The organism is Shewanella sp. SR44-4, from assembly GCF_014163715.1.
GTDB lineage: Bacteria > Pseudomonadota > Gammaproteobacteria > Enterobacterales > Shewanellaceae > Shewanella.
Genome location: NZ_JACJDU010000033.1, coordinates 1 through 13,904, shown reverse-complemented (window position 1 = coordinate 13,904; position 13,904 = coordinate 1). Strand labels below are relative to the sequence as shown.

Genomic DNA, 13,904 nt, shown 5'->3' with positions numbered 1-13,904 from the left:
ATTAGTGATGGCATTAGCCATATCATCACGATGGGTCACGCCGGTTTTGAATGAACAGTCACAGTACTAACGTTATATCTGCTGACTAACCTGCAATGGTATTACCTTTTCCACTAAATACTTTTGCTCAAAATCATCGCGACACAAGGCATGCGAAAATACATATCCTTGGCCATAATCACAACCAGCAGACGCCAATAAACGCCGTTGACTTTCGGTTTCAACACCTTCGGCAATGACTTTGATACCGAGTTTATGAGCCATTGCAATAATCGCTTCACACAAACACATATCATTGTTTTTGGCAGCCAATCGACCCACAAAAGATTTATCAATCTTAAGATAATCAACATTATATTTGGTTAAATAGGGTAATGATGAATAGCCAGTACCAAAGTCATCAAGCGACAATTGCATACCTGCATCACTATAAGCCTGCAATTTAGCCTCAACATTAGGTTCAATGTCATGTAGTAAGTTTTCAGTAATTTCAATACAAATGCTATTGGTAGGCAGCGCGAGTAAAGACATGTGTTTAAGCCAATTTTCAACATCGGTCGACTCGTCTTTAAACTGTACTGGTGACATATTAATACTAATCTGAATATGGTGATTAAATTGTGTCTTCCATTTTGCGACTTGCTCGCAGGCTTGATAAAAAGCCCAATTGCCAATATCGATTATCATCCCAGTATCTTCAGCAATAGAGATAAAATCTGCCGGTGGAATTAACCCCATTGTTGGATGGTTCCAACGAATTAACGCTTCCACCTTGATGATCTGCTGACAGCTTAAATCCACAATAGGCTGATAATACAACTCAAATTGCTGCTGGATAATCGCCACTTTAAGGTCTTGAATCAACGCCATCCGCTTTTGTGCATCGTCTTGCATTGCGGAGGTAAAATAATTAAACCGATTACGACCATGGGATTTTGCCGAATACATGGCTTGGTCGGCATTCTTCAATAATGCTTCGGTTGTTTTTGCATCGTCTGGAAATAACGTAATACCAATACTGCCACTAATATAGGCCGTTTGATCACCTAATAAATAAGGCTCTGCAAGTCGTTTAAGTATTTGTTGTGCAACACGTTCTACCCCATGGGTATCTTCAAGATTAGTTAACACTATGGTAAATTCATCACCACCAAGACGGGCGACAACATCGGTTTCGCGTACGCTGTTTTTTAAGCGTTCCGCCGTCTCAATTAACAATACATCGCCCATATCATGGCCCAACGTGTCGTTAACCTCTTTAAAAAAATCCAAGTCTAAAAACATCAATGCAAAATGATTATGCTGTCGGTCAGAATGGAATACCTCTTGATTCAAAAATGTTAACAACATCCTACGATTTGGCAAACCGGTAAGTGCATCATAATTAGCCTGGCGCCATATCAACTCTTCAGTTTGCTTTTTCTCGGTAATATCAGAAAATAACGCAACAAATCGCGCAGCCTGCGACTTTGTTCGGATGATTGAATTAATGGTTAATAAAATAAGGTAATTTTCACCATTTTTACGACGCATCCACACTTCACCATGCCAATGTCCCTGCTGGCTAAGCTGTTGGCTTAATTGTTGATAAAAATGTTGGGGTTGAAGATCTGTTTCAAACATACGTAAATGCTGATCTTGTATGTCTTGTTGACTGAATCCAGTGATAAAAGAAAAGGCAGGATTTGAATCAATGATAATGCCCTTTGCAGTAAACACACTCATGGCTTCACTGGAGTTTTGGTATACAGATGCTGCAATACTTAGCGAGTCTTCAACCTGCTTGATATCAGTGATATCACTATGAGTACCACACATTCTAAGCGGTTTACCTTTATCATCAACGTCAACCACTCTTCCTGTTTGCAAAATCCACCGACTGTCGCCGTCCATGTTAGTTAATTGATATTCCACTCGTTGGCTTATACAGCGACCTTTTACAATTTCATTAATGCTGCGAAGAAACTTAAATTTATCTTTTAGCTGTATCGCATTTATCCACAATTTAGGATGCTGATTAAGCTCTTCCATTGAGCAACCTAAAATGTCAGCACTGTATCGATTCGTACGAATTCGATTCTGTTTGACATCCCAGTCCCACACGCCTAACTCACTGCTATCGAGTACCAGCGCAAGTTGCTCGTTACTTTGCAATAAATCTTGTTCGGCCTGTTTCTGATGAGTGATATCAAGAAAACCGGCAATAACTAGGAAAGTATTGTCTTGAACATGACGGCGGCAGGCGATGGTCACATGGGTATAAATGACCGAACCATCTTTGGCAATAAAACGCTTATCAATTTCATATTCATTGAGTTCGCCTTTACTCATTTTCTCAAATAATAATAAATCTTTATTCAAATCATCTGGGTGTGTTAATTCAGCCCACGTTAACGCCTTTAATTCATTTTCGCTGTAACCGAACATTCGACATAAATAGGGGTTAACTCTCAACCAATGCTTAGTTTTAGTGGTAATAGAAATACCAATATTGCCAATATCAAATTGATTGTTGAAAAGAAAATCTTCTTGCAATTTGACTTGAATATCGCGCCCACGAAACACTATTTTTGCAAGTAAATGACCGATGACCATAGTCAATAAAGGTAATACCAGCATGATAGGCAAAGACACAACACTGATAGCGTGTAACGCTTGATCAAATGGCAATAAAAATAGCCATAACAACAATAGGGAATGAACAATAACGCCAAAAAGGTAGAATTCACGATAACGAATTTGATCTAATTCATGCCGACGGTACCGACGCCACACTAATCCAATGACCGCACTACTGCTTAACGCAAATATACCAACCCATACAGCAACGCCACCCAAATGATAGCGATAAAGCGCCATGATAATGGTTGCGACAAGTGTTGGAATACCTCCAAAAAACAGTCCACTTAAACAGAGTACTACCGAGCGGGCATCAAACAATATTTCCTGTTGATGAACCAAGGGATCCATCATAATAACAACGCCAATAGTGCCAATAACTGCGCCCATTAAAAATTGCCATAAAAAAGGCGTCACCTTACGTTGATGCGTAGGAGAGAGTGAGTAAACATAAACTAGCGCAAGTAATAGCGCTGCATTTTCTAAAATTGAGAAAAAAACATTTAGACCAAACATCTATACATTTCCCTTATCCATCCTTAACAAGCACAGTAGCATCCAAGCTGTCTCTATTTAGTATAGTAGAAGTAAACTAACACTATGATTTTTCGTCTTTATACCGTAAACCATTCTATATATAAAGGGCATAATATTCATCTGAAATTTCGATAATATTATTTAAGAGAAATTGTCATCCTATCCAACACAACAAAATGCGCAATAACCGACCAACCATAGTGTCGGTGTCAAAAAATATCACCCTAGATCACAGTTACTTGGAAAATGTCGTGTTGGTAATAAAACGGCCTATTGATTGTGACTTAATCGACGTTAACGAGCTTCACGTCACATAATAGCTGCAATGTTATTGGTATGTTTAATTCAGAGAAAACTTAATTCTATATAAAGGACAATCAATATGGCGACTAAATTTTTCATTCCAAGCGTCAACATTCTGGGTCAAGGCAGCGTAGATGAAGCGATTAAAGACATCAACGCGTTTGGATTTACCAAAGCACTTATTGTCACCGACAAACCACTAGTGAGTATTGGTTTAGTGGCGAAGGTTGCAGATAAACTCAATGCCAATGGTATTGAAGTGGTTATTTTTGATGGCGTTCAACCTAACCCAACAACAGGTAATGTTGCTGCAGGCCTTGAACTACTAAAAGCCAATCAGTGTGATGTGATTATTTCTTTGGGCGGCGGTTCACCGCACGATTGCGCTAAAGGAATCGCACTCGTGGCCACCAACGGCGGTAGCATTAAAGATTATGAAGGTGTAGATGTATCAACTAAAGCACAAATGCCTTTAGTCGCGATTAACACTACCGCAGGCACAGCAAGTGAAATGACCCGCTTTTGTATTATTACCGATGAGGCAAGGCACATTAAAATGGCCATTGTCGATAAAAATACCACACCTATTCTATCTGTAAACGATCCTGAACTGATGCTAGAAAAGCCAGCATCACTGACTGCTGCAACCGGGATGGACGCATTAACACACGCAATTGAAGCTTATGTCTCTATTGCAGCCAATCCCATCACCGACGCGTGTGCAATCAAAGCTATTGAACTGATCCAAGCCAATTTAATTAATGCAGTTAAAAAAGGCGATGACATTCAAGCCAGAGAAAACATGGCTTATGCACAATTTCTAGCGGGCATGGCCTTTAATAATGCCAGCCTTGGTTATGTGCATGCTATGGCACATCAACTTGGCGGTTTTTATGACTTACCACACGGGGTTTGTAACGCATTATTGCTACCTCATGTACAAACCTATAACGCCCAAGTTGTGCCTGCACGCTTAGCTGATGTCGCAAAAGCTATGGGTGTCGACATAGCAGCAATGACAGACGAGCAAGGCGCTAAAGCGGCCATTGACGCCATTAAGCAATTATCAAAAGCGGTTAACATTCCAGCTAATTTAACCGAGCTAGGCGTAAAAGCACAAGACATCCCAACTTTAGCAGACAATGCTCTCAAGGATGCTTGTGGCTTTACTAACCCGAAACAAGCGACACATCAAGAGATCTGTCAAATTTTCACAAACGCTTTATAACTAACCTCAGCAAGGGATAATAAGCAATTATCAAATAGTTATTAACCAGAATTAAGCTAAGCTCGTTTTATAGCACAGCATAAAGCCCGTATTTTATTACGGGCTTTTTTGTCTGCCGTTTAATGTAAAAAATCAACAATGACAACAGCTTATTTTTAATTTAGTAAAAAGTGATGCTTAGATCTAAGTTCTTGAAATAAGGATTGACCAATATAAAAAATAAGGTCTATAGTGAAAACACTTAGATAGCGAATAGGTAGGTAAACAATGACAGCAATCACTCATATATATAATTACACCGTTCGATGCCCGCACTATAAAGAAAACGAACAAGCTGCAACATGGCTCAACCATATCGAAGTAAACCAATCTTGCGAAATTGCTCTAGACCGTATCACTAAATGGCACAACCTCTCTGGCACCAAATCATTTGAACTAGACGATTTTGTGGTTCGAAAGGCCGATAATGAAGAAGCTTATTTTGCCATGCAAAGTAGCCGCCTTAAGCATGATGGCCATGCCCTTGTCACTTTTAAAATCTATTTAGACAACTGCTGCCAAGATGCTTCTCCGAATCAAATAATGGAGCATTTAATCGATGATTATCAACAGCGTATCGCTAAAGTCGAATAATACATCAAGTCTATTTACCATCAACATTAAGGAGCTATCATAGCTCCTTATTTTTTGCGGTTTTATTGTCAATGGCTATAAGTTCTTGCCCTGTCGTAACACATACTTACGAACACGAACCCACGATAATAGAAATACAATTAAGCGGCATTGGCTCGCATACCGTGCGGAATGGGTAAGCCATTCTCATTCACGTTGACAAATACCATCTTATCGATGAAAGCAATCGGCGCATGATTGACTTTATTACGTATTTTACAGCGAACAGTGACTGAACTTTGACCTAAGCTTACTAGCTCAAACCCAAACTCGATAATGTCGCCTGTTTGTGCCGGTGCCATAAAATTAATTTCCGATATCACTTTGGCAATATGGAATTGGCTGCGCATTTGGCAACTGGCAAAAATTGTTGCTTCCTCATTAACCCAACTTAATAACTGGCCACAACATAAGCTTTGAGTGCTATTAAGATGAATAGGCATGATGATATGACGTGAGAAATATTTCATAGTGACCTCATTATCTGACTTATTAATTTTGCGTCGTTAGGCGCATACCTCTAAATAAGTAGCAACGATCAAGCCAAGTATATTAAGCTTTAATAATCAATGTGATAAATAGATTTTTAAATTAAAAAACTCTCAGAATGCCCAAAATAAATGCATCTTCGCACCAAAAAAGAAAAAGGCCACACTGAGTATGGCCTTTAAAATGAATATTAACTGATATTGATTAGCGAATAATTTGCTTCAACGTATTCACAAAAACACTGATGTCATTAGCACTAATATCTTTATGAGTCACCAAGCGCAACTGTCGGCTCGGACTAATGATAATGCCTTTATCGGCCAGTTTGGCAGTAAGCATTTTAGGGTCGATATGTTCTGCGAGTGTGGCGAAAACCATATTGGTCTGCACCAAACTAACATCGACAGCAAACTCACTCATTTCAGCCAACAACAAAGCCAAGGTTTTTGCATTGTAATGATCATCCGCTAAACGATCGACCTGCTCAGTTAACGCCAACTTAGCCGCTGCAGCGATAATACCTGCTTGACGCATTCCACCACCGAGCATTTTACGCCAACGTGTCGCTTTACCAATTAATCGCTCATCGCCTAACAAAATCGACCCAATCGGTGCACATAAGCCTTTTGATAAACAAATCGATACAGAGTCAAAGTATTGAGTAATATCGGCAATAGCAATGCCCTGCGCTACCGCAGCATTGGCAACCCGGGCACCATCTAAATGGATTTTAAGCCCACGATTAAACGCAAGACTTTGTGCCTGGGATAAATAATCTTGGTTTAATACCTTGCCGCCTATGGTATTTTCTAAGCTCAACAACCGTGTTCTTGCAAAATGCACGTCATCAGGCTTAATCGCAGCTTCAATATCATTCAATAAAATACTGCCATCAGCTTGATTATTCAGAGGCTGAGGTTGAATGCTGCCTAATACCGCTGCCCCGCCGCCTTCAAACTTATAGTTATGAGCTTGTTGACCACAAAGATACTCATCTCCGCGTTCACAATGAGACATCAATGCCAATAAATTAGCTTGCGTACCAGAACTGACAAACAGAGCACCATCAAAGCCAAACATCTCTGCTGCCATATCTTGTAAATTATTGACGGTCGGATCATCACCATAAACATCATCACCGACCTCTGCCCTCGACATGGCTAAACGCATTGCTTCAGTCGGTTGAGTCACCGTATCACTTCGAAAATCAATCATGCTGCATCTCTATCCTCTTTCACTCAACATTATGGAAGCTACGCAACTACTTCGCCACTGATGAAATTTCTGTTAATGCCGCTAAAGCAGCATCGTAGTTTGGGTGTTCACTTACTTCCGTCACTAATTCTTGATATTTCAATATGCCTTGAGAATCAATAATAAAAATTGAACGGGCTAATAAACCACGGTCTTTGATCAACAAACCATACTTTTCGCCAAAATCACGCCATACGGAGTCAGACAACACTTTAATTTTATCCACATTTTCGGTTTGGCAAAAACGCTTCTGAGCAAACGGTAAGTCTTCGCTAATGGTTAACATGACCACATTGGCATCATATTGAGTAAACTCTTTATTAAATCGTTTGGTCTGTAATGCACACACGCCAGTGTCTAAACTGGGTACCGCGCTAATGAGTATCGTCTTACCTTTAAAGTCACTCAAACTGACTGGATTAAACTTTTCATCCACAACAGTAAACAAGGGTGCAACCGTATTTATACTCGGTATTTTACCTTCTAAAGCAACAGGGGTTCCCCCCATAGTAATCATGGTTTTCTCGCCAGCAAAACTGGGGGCACTCATAACCGATGAGGATAATAATGTGATCACTGCAATGGTAGAAAATAGCTTCATGGAAAACTCCTGTTAAAGGTACTGATGAGCGGTTTGAACTGGGTGCTAACGAGAGATCTTAGTAAACATGACACCAGTAGAAATAGTTAGAGCCAATAGTTACGCAAATGATAGCTAATGGCTCAGTGCTCTTATGATAAAGATAGTTAATCAGTTTTAATATTATATATTTAACTTTGAATCGATATTACTCGATAAAAATTTCTCGATACTCTTTAAAAGCCAGTTTAGTGACTTAATAAGCCTCAATCTACAGTTTAGACATTATTAGTTATTGTAGTATCGACAAGGCATTTTACGATGTAACGCTTAACGATCATATACTTTCCTAAAGGGCTAAATGACCGAGCCCAATAAGAACGGGATTTGATTAACGTGACCAGTTGGTTTTACTCAGTTCAACAATTTCATTACCTTTACCATTAATTAGCGCTTTCATCATGTAAACGCTAAAGCCTTTCGCCTGTTCGAACTTAATTTTTGGTGGCATCGCAAGCTCTTGTTTCGCCGTATCGACTTCAAGAACAACTGGCCCAGAGTGCTCCATCATTTCCGCCATTGCTTCGGGTAGTTTGCCTGGATCGTTGACATGGATCCCTTTCAGACCACAAGCTTCAGCAATTTTTGCAAAGCTTGGATTCTCTAGATCAGTATCATTTGATAAGTAGCCACTGGCTTTCATCTCCATGGCGACAAAACCCAGTGAGCGGTTGTTATAAACAATAATTTTAATCGGTAGGTTAAGTTGTTTCAGAGAGAGTAGCTCTCCCATCAACATCGAAAATCCACCATCACCACACATTGCAATTACCTGACGATTACGATCCAGTGATTGAGCTCCCATTGCCTGTGACAATGCATTAGCCATTGATCCATGGTTAAATGATCCAATTAAACGACGTTGACCATTCATCGATAAATAACGAGCAGCCCAAACTGTTGGCGTGCCAACGTCACAGGTAAAGATAGTATCTTGACCTGCTTGCTCATCAAGCAGACGGGTTAAGTATTGTGGATGAATTAAATTATGTGATGTTTTACCATTGGCGAGAACATCCAAATCTTTTCGGGATTCTTGATAGTTTTTAACACACTGCTCTAGGTGAGCGCTAGAACGGCCTTCCTTAATAAGTTCAAGCAGTGAAGTGACGGTATTTTTGGTATCCCCTAGAACACCAAAATCAATCTGCACATGTCTCCCGAGTGACGCGGGTTGATTATCAATTTGTAAGATAGTGATGTTTTCTGGATAGAAAGCTCGATAAGGGAAGCTGGTGCCTATCATCAACAACGTATCTGCTTGTTGCATTGCGTGGTAACCAGATGAAAAGCCGATAAACCCAGTCATCCCAACATCGTAAGGGTTATCATATTCAAGGAACTCTTTACCGCGCATGGCATGTACAATGGGTGCTTGTAGTTTTGCGGCTAAGGCAACAATTTCATCATGAGCATCTTTACAGCCAGCACCACACAATAAAGTGACTTTGCCGCTTTTATTAAGGTGAGTAGCAAGTGTTTTTGTGTCAGCTAAATCAGCGATATAAGAAGCAGGTTTTGGGACGTTCCATTTTGGTTTGGTCGTTTCAGGCATCGCCTTAAGCGCGATATCTCCCGGAAGCACCAGCACACTAACATCATTATGTAAGATAGCCTGACGCATGGCTGTTTCGAGTAAATATGGCATTTGTTCAGGGCTGGAAACTAATTCACAAAAAACACTGCACTCTTTAAATAATTCTTGTGGGTGAGTTTCTTGGAAATAATTGCTGCCAATTTCTGATGAAGGTATATGAGCAGCAATGGCTAATACTGGAACTTTATTACGATGACAATCGAACAAACCATTAATCAAATGAAGATTACCTGGACCACAAGAACCAGCACAGACGGCCAACTCTCCTGAAATATGTGCTTCTGCACCTGCGGCAAAAGCAGCGCTTTCTTCATGGCGTGTTCCTAGCCATTCAATCGTACCCATTTTTCGCAAGCTATCACTAATTCCGTTAAGTGAATCGCCAGTTACCCCCCAAATCCGTTTCACGCCTGCTTGTTCAAGGGTTTGAGTAATAAAACTTGCGATACTTTGACTCATATTAAGATACTCCTAAGTATGAAATTTGATGAAAAAAGGTGCAGCAGTAGATTTTTAATCAATGACAACCAAAAATCTTACCTTTAATTATCATCCTCTTGGAAACGCTGCTTAACAATGCTAAATGGTTATTTTTTCATAAACATTTATTTTTAATATGTTCAAAAAAATATATATTTATGAAATAAGGCGTTATGGCTGCTAAAAACAGTAAATAGTAAAAGTAAGACTAACTAGATGATTATTGACGCACAAAAAACAACTCAATTAAGGATGTTTTTGGGGAGTAGAGCGGATATTAGGTATAAAAAAACCAGCAAATGCTGGTTTTTAGAAGATTAACTTATCTGCAATATTATTTTGCTGGAACTTCTTTCACATGCAAATCCATTTGTGGGAATGGAATTTCAATCTCAGCTGCATCTAATGCATTCTTGATTTGCTCAAGCAATTCAAAACGCGCAGTCCAATAGTCTGGTGTTTTAACCCACGGACGTACAACAAAGTTGATTGAAGAGTCAGCAAGCTCAGCTAGACCGATAGTATAACTAGGGTCTTTTAACACAAACTGATTATTATCTAAAATATCCGCTAATACCTTCTTAGTTTTAGCGATATCAGCAGTATACGAAACACCAATCGTTAAATCGATACGACGCTTTTCTAGTGCTGAATAGTTGGTGATAGTGCCGTTCATAATCGCTGAGTTAGGCGCGATAATCATTTTGTTGTCACCAGTACGTAAACGGGTTGAGAAAATGGTAATTTCATCAACTACACCGGCAACACCAGCCGCTTCGATAAAGTCGCCTACGCGACATGGACGGAAAAGCACCATCAATACACCTGATGCAAAGTTCGAAAGTGAACCTTGTAATGCTAAACCTACTGCTAAACCCGCGGCACCGATAACCGCAACCAATGACGCAGTTTGCACACCAACTTGACCCAGCGTGGCGACAATAGTAAATACAAACACCAACATCCACGCTAAGTTTGCCACAAACGAAACAACTGTTGTATCCACTTTGCGGTTGGTCAATAATTTGGTTGTTATGCGTTTTGCTACACCGGAAAAATACTTACCGATGAGAAAAATAACAATAGCAGCTAGCGCTTTAAGACCATAAGTCATCAAAAACTCAGGTGCCTGCTCCACTAAAGCATCTAAACCTTCTATATGTTCCATTTCTTTCTCCATTTTAATAGCAGTCTTATTCTGCCGATATAATAAATTCTACTCGTCGATTACGCTGACGCCCTTCTATAGTGGCATTATCCGCGATCGGATTTTTGTTACTCATGCCAACGATCTCAATCGACGTCGGTTGAAATTGGTACTCATTTACGAGTAAATCTTTAATGGTGGCTGCACGTTTAAGTGATAGTGAGCGGTTAACAGCATCACTACCAATATTATCAGTGTGTCCCTCTAAACGAATAGCCACTTGAGGATGTTGCTCAATGTATTGCTGTACCCTAACCAAGGTTGGTCGCTGAGTTAACAACACTACTGATTTATCAAAATCAAAATACACAGGTTGAAGAATAGACCCAAAACAATCCACTGCCACAGAAACATCTCGTTGTTGACGACATTGTTCAGCAATAAGGGCCGAATTATTTGTTACTGTCGCGCCTAATTCAGCTTCATCAAACTCAGCATCATCTTCGGCATCCTCATCAACAATCAACAATTCAGTATCAATACAACCATTTGCCATAACAACACTGTTAACAGGGGTATCATTACAGGCATCTTTTTTATCAGGAACGCCGTCAAAATCTGTATCGACCCAGGCATGGGCAGTGCAGATAAAACAGCCAATTAAAATCAATGTCACAGCTCGAATGATAGTCATAAATACCTCTTCGACATGACATCGAAATTTGTTAAAGAATCGTATTTTAACTGTTTATCGCTGAAATTAAAAGACAACACTTTATAATCAACACCTTGCACCATCATGCTTAACTAAAATGTCACTTAAGCGTGATATAGGTATCGGCTCGATGCCAGAAAACCTTATTAATTTCCAGCTAACTTTGCAACAAAAACAATACAAACAACTAACATTACTGATAGTTGATTGTTTGTATTGACACATTTTATAACAAGCTTAACCTCTCTGTTCCCCGCATTAACATTGACTTTGCCGGCATGAAAAGGGTATATAAGGTTAGCTTTTTGATGTTTGGTTAGCATTCAGCGTCAAACTGACATTATTTAATATAAAAAATAAACAATAAAGTTGCTCAGTATTGCTTCATCACGGTCAAACACCCGTTATTTCAAGTGTTAGTTGATAAGGCAATCATAGACAACTCTTGCAAACAATTATTTCTGTGACGATATTTTCTCACAGGCAATCACAAGCTTAAGGTGGAAGACTTAATGAGTGACGCAAAACCACAAGGTACATTGTTTGGACACCCTAAGGGGCTGTTCTTGCTTTTTACAACAGAACTATGGGAACGCTTTAGCTATTACGCAATGCGTGCAATTTTAGTACTTTATTTGGTAGATAAAGTGCAAAGCAATGAAGCAGGTGGTGGTTTAGGCTGGAGCCAAGCAGACGCATTATCTCTATATGGTACTTTTACCGGTTTAGTTTACTTAACACCATTAATTGGTGGCTGGCTAGCAGATAACGTATTGGGTCAACGTAAAGCTATTTATATTGGTGGCTTCTTAATGGCAGCGGGTCAATTTACGCTTGCAGCACCACATAGCTGGATGCCGGGTTTAGAAACCACTATGTTTTATATTGGTTTAGGGACGCTAATTATAGGTAACGGACTATTTAAACCAAATATCTCCACAATGGTAGGTGATTTATACCCTGCTGGTGATCACCGTCGTGATGGCGCATTTACCATATTTTACATGGGCATCAACTTAGGTGCAGCCTTGTCAGGCTTTATCGTTGCTTGGGCTTACACTTCATTTGGTCATGAAGTGGTTATTGGTGGTGAAGACGTGTTTATCAATAACTGGCAAGCAGGCTTCTTCTGCGCCGGTGTTGGTATGATTTTATCGTTGATTATTCAATTTTTCTTTGCCCAAAAATTACTTGGCGACATCGGTACCGAACCGGCAGCTAAAGTAGAACAAAGAAAAAATGCAGCGAGAGGTGAAACCAGAAGTGAACCACTAACTAAGATTGAACGTGACCGTATTAAAGTCATTATGGTAATGGGGTTATTCACCATTATTTTCTGGGCTGGCTTCGAACAAGCAGGCGGATTAATGAACTTGTTCACCAACAATTTCACCGATCGTATGATTGGCTCGTGGGAAGTACCGACCACTTACTTCCAATCACTCAATGCTATCTTTATTGTTGTTTTTGCCCCAGTGATTGCCTCTATTTGGATCCGCTTAGGTAAAAATGAACCTAACTCACCCGTTAAATTTGCGTTAGGTTTATTCTTACTGGCCATTGGTTTCTTATTCATGATGGGCGCAGTGTTCGAAATGGGTGGCGACGCTTCAGTTAAATCAAGCATGTGGTGGTTAGTAGGAGCTTACTTCTTCCACACCATGGGTGAATTATGTTTATCACCAATTGGTTTATCTATGGTCACTAAACTGGCTCCACTGCGTATTGCATCATTAATGATGGGTGCATGGTTTCTATTTATTGCTGCAGCAAACAAAATTGGTGGCCTAGTCGGTTCATTGATTGGCCATGGCGGCGAAGTCGAAGAACAACTCGCTAACGCAATGGCAATTTTTGCCGGCATTGGTATTACCGCGGTCGTCTCAGGTATTATTTTATACCTAATGTCAGATAAATTAGTTGACTGGATGCACGGTGCAGAAAACAAAAATGAGACTGAAGAAGAAGTATTAGAAGAAGAAATTGCAGTCACGGCCGAACATGAAGGAATTCAACGTTAATTGGTTTTGATGTAATTGTTATTCTTAATAAAATCCCCTCCAAGTTTCACTTGTGAGGGGATTTTTTATATACCCACATCATCCTGCTAGGATCGCTTCGCTGCTAGAGCTGACTGCGTCCTGCTAAAGTCGCTTCGCTGCTAGAACGGACTTCGTCCTGCTAGAGTCGCTTCGCTGCTAGAGCGGACTTCGTCCTGCTAGA

10 protein-coding genes are annotated in these 13,904 nt (G+C 39.9%); 3 read left to right on the top strand and 7 right to left on the bottom strand.

Translation table 11 applies throughout. The features are described from left to right. Positions 1-72: 72 nt before the first annotated feature. Positions 73-3,135 (bottom strand): EAL domain-containing protein, encoded by a 3,063-nt coding sequence (locus H5125_RS14835; protein WP_182744630.1) that lies wholly within the window; start codon positions 3,133-3,135, stop codon positions 73-75. Positions 3,136-3,538: 403 nt separating this feature from the next. On the opposite strand from H5125_RS14835, the gene yiaY reads away from it, so the two are divergent. Both yiaY and H5125_RS14825 read left to right on the top strand, forming a co-directional pair. Then, positions 3,539-4,687, top strand: coding sequence for an L-threonine dehydrogenase (yiaY, locus tag H5125_RS14830; RefSeq protein ID WP_101086477.1), 1,149 nt, complete (start codon positions 3,539-3,541; stop codon positions 4,685-4,687). A gap of 267 nt (positions 4,688-4,954) precedes the next feature. Continuing rightward, complete coding sequence (locus H5125_RS14825; protein WP_101086476.1) at positions 4,955-5,320, top strand: cytoplasmic protein; 366 nt, start codon at positions 4,955-4,957, stop codon at positions 5,318-5,320. A gap of 140 nt (positions 5,321-5,460) precedes the next feature. Here the strand turns inward: H5125_RS14825 and H5125_RS14820 are convergent, their stop codons facing one another. The 6 genes from H5125_RS14820 to H5125_RS14795 form a co-directional block, all read right to left on the bottom strand. Then, the gene (locus tag H5125_RS14820) at positions 5,461-5,829 is read right to left on the bottom strand and encodes an acyl-CoA thioesterase (protein ID WP_101086475.1); all 369 of its coding nucleotides are present in this window, start codon (positions 5,827-5,829) and stop codon (positions 5,461-5,463) included. 223 nt (positions 5,830-6,052) lie between these two features. Next, positions 6,053-7,063 carry a low-specificity L-threonine aldolase gene (ltaE, locus tag H5125_RS14815; protein WP_101086474.1) on the bottom strand — a complete coding sequence of 337 codons (1,011 nt, stop codon included), beginning with the start codon at positions 7,061-7,063 and terminating at the stop codon, positions 6,053-6,055. 46 nt (positions 7,064-7,109) lie between these two features. Further along, a complete protein-coding gene (gene tpx / locus H5125_RS14810) occupies positions 7,110-7,703 on the bottom strand; it encodes a thiol peroxidase (RefSeq protein ID WP_182744629.1) in 594 nt (197 codons plus the stop codon). A 370-nt stretch (positions 7,704-8,073) separates the two neighbouring features. Continuing rightward, complete coding sequence (gene poxB / locus H5125_RS14805) at positions 8,074-9,798, bottom strand: ubiquinone-dependent pyruvate dehydrogenase (RefSeq protein ID WP_101086472.1); 1,725 nt, start codon at positions 9,796-9,798, stop codon at positions 8,074-8,076. Positions 9,799-10,153: 355 nt separating this feature from the next. After that, entirely contained in the window at positions 10,154-10,987 is an 834-nt protein-coding gene (locus tag H5125_RS14800) for a mechanosensitive ion channel family protein (RefSeq protein ID WP_194956191.1), read from the bottom strand. 25 nt (positions 10,988-11,012) lie between these two features. After that, a complete protein-coding gene (locus H5125_RS14795) occupies positions 11,013-11,660 on the bottom strand; it encodes an OmpA family protein (RefSeq protein ID WP_101086471.1) in 648 nt (215 codons plus the stop codon). A gap of 533 nt (positions 11,661-12,193) precedes the next feature. On the opposite strand from H5125_RS14795, the gene H5125_RS14790 reads away from it, so the two are divergent. Continuing rightward, on the top strand, positions 12,194-13,702 hold the full coding sequence (locus H5125_RS14790; protein WP_101086470.1) for a peptide MFS transporter: 1,509 nt from the start codon (positions 12,194-12,196) through the stop codon (positions 13,700-13,702). Positions 13,703-13,904 lie beyond the last annotated feature (202 nt).

What these genes read in the sequence shown, in the direction of transcription:
- H5125_RS14820 (WP_101086475.1), bottom strand. Translation starts at nt 5,829, where the DNA reads ATGAAATATTTCTCACGTCATATCATCATGCCTATTCATCTTAATAGC.
- H5125_RS14835 (WP_182744630.1), bottom strand. Translation starts at nt 3,135, where the DNA reads ATGTTTGGTCTAAATGTTTTTTTCTCAATTTTAGAAAATGCAGCGCTA.
- H5125_RS14825 (WP_101086476.1), top strand. Translation starts at nt 4,955, where the DNA reads ATGACAGCAATCACTCATATATATAATTACACCGTTCGATGCCCGCAC.
- ltaE (WP_101086474.1), bottom strand. Translation starts at nt 7,063, where the DNA reads ATGATTGATTTTCGAAGTGATACGGTGACTCAACCGACTGAAGCAATG.
- yiaY (WP_101086477.1), top strand. Translation starts at nt 3,539, where the DNA reads ATGGCGACTAAATTTTTCATTCCAAGCGTCAACATTCTGGGTCAAGGC.
- tpx (WP_182744629.1), bottom strand. Translation starts at nt 7,703, where the DNA reads ATGAAGCTATTTTCTACCATTGCAGTGATCACATTATTATCCTCATCG.
- H5125_RS14795 (WP_101086471.1), bottom strand. Translation starts at nt 11,660, where the DNA reads ATGACTATCATTCGAGCTGTGACATTGATTTTAATTGGCTGTTTTATC.
- H5125_RS14800 (WP_194956191.1), bottom strand. Translation starts at nt 10,987, where the DNA reads ATGGAACATATAGAAGGTTTAGATGCTTTAGTGGAGCAGGCACCTGAG.
- H5125_RS14790 (WP_101086470.1), top strand. Translation starts at nt 12,194, where the DNA reads ATGAGTGACGCAAAACCACAAGGTACATTGTTTGGACACCCTAAGGGG.
- poxB (WP_101086472.1), bottom strand. Translation starts at nt 9,798, where the DNA reads ATGAGTCAAAGTATCGCAAGTTTTATTACTCAAACCCTTGAACAAGCA.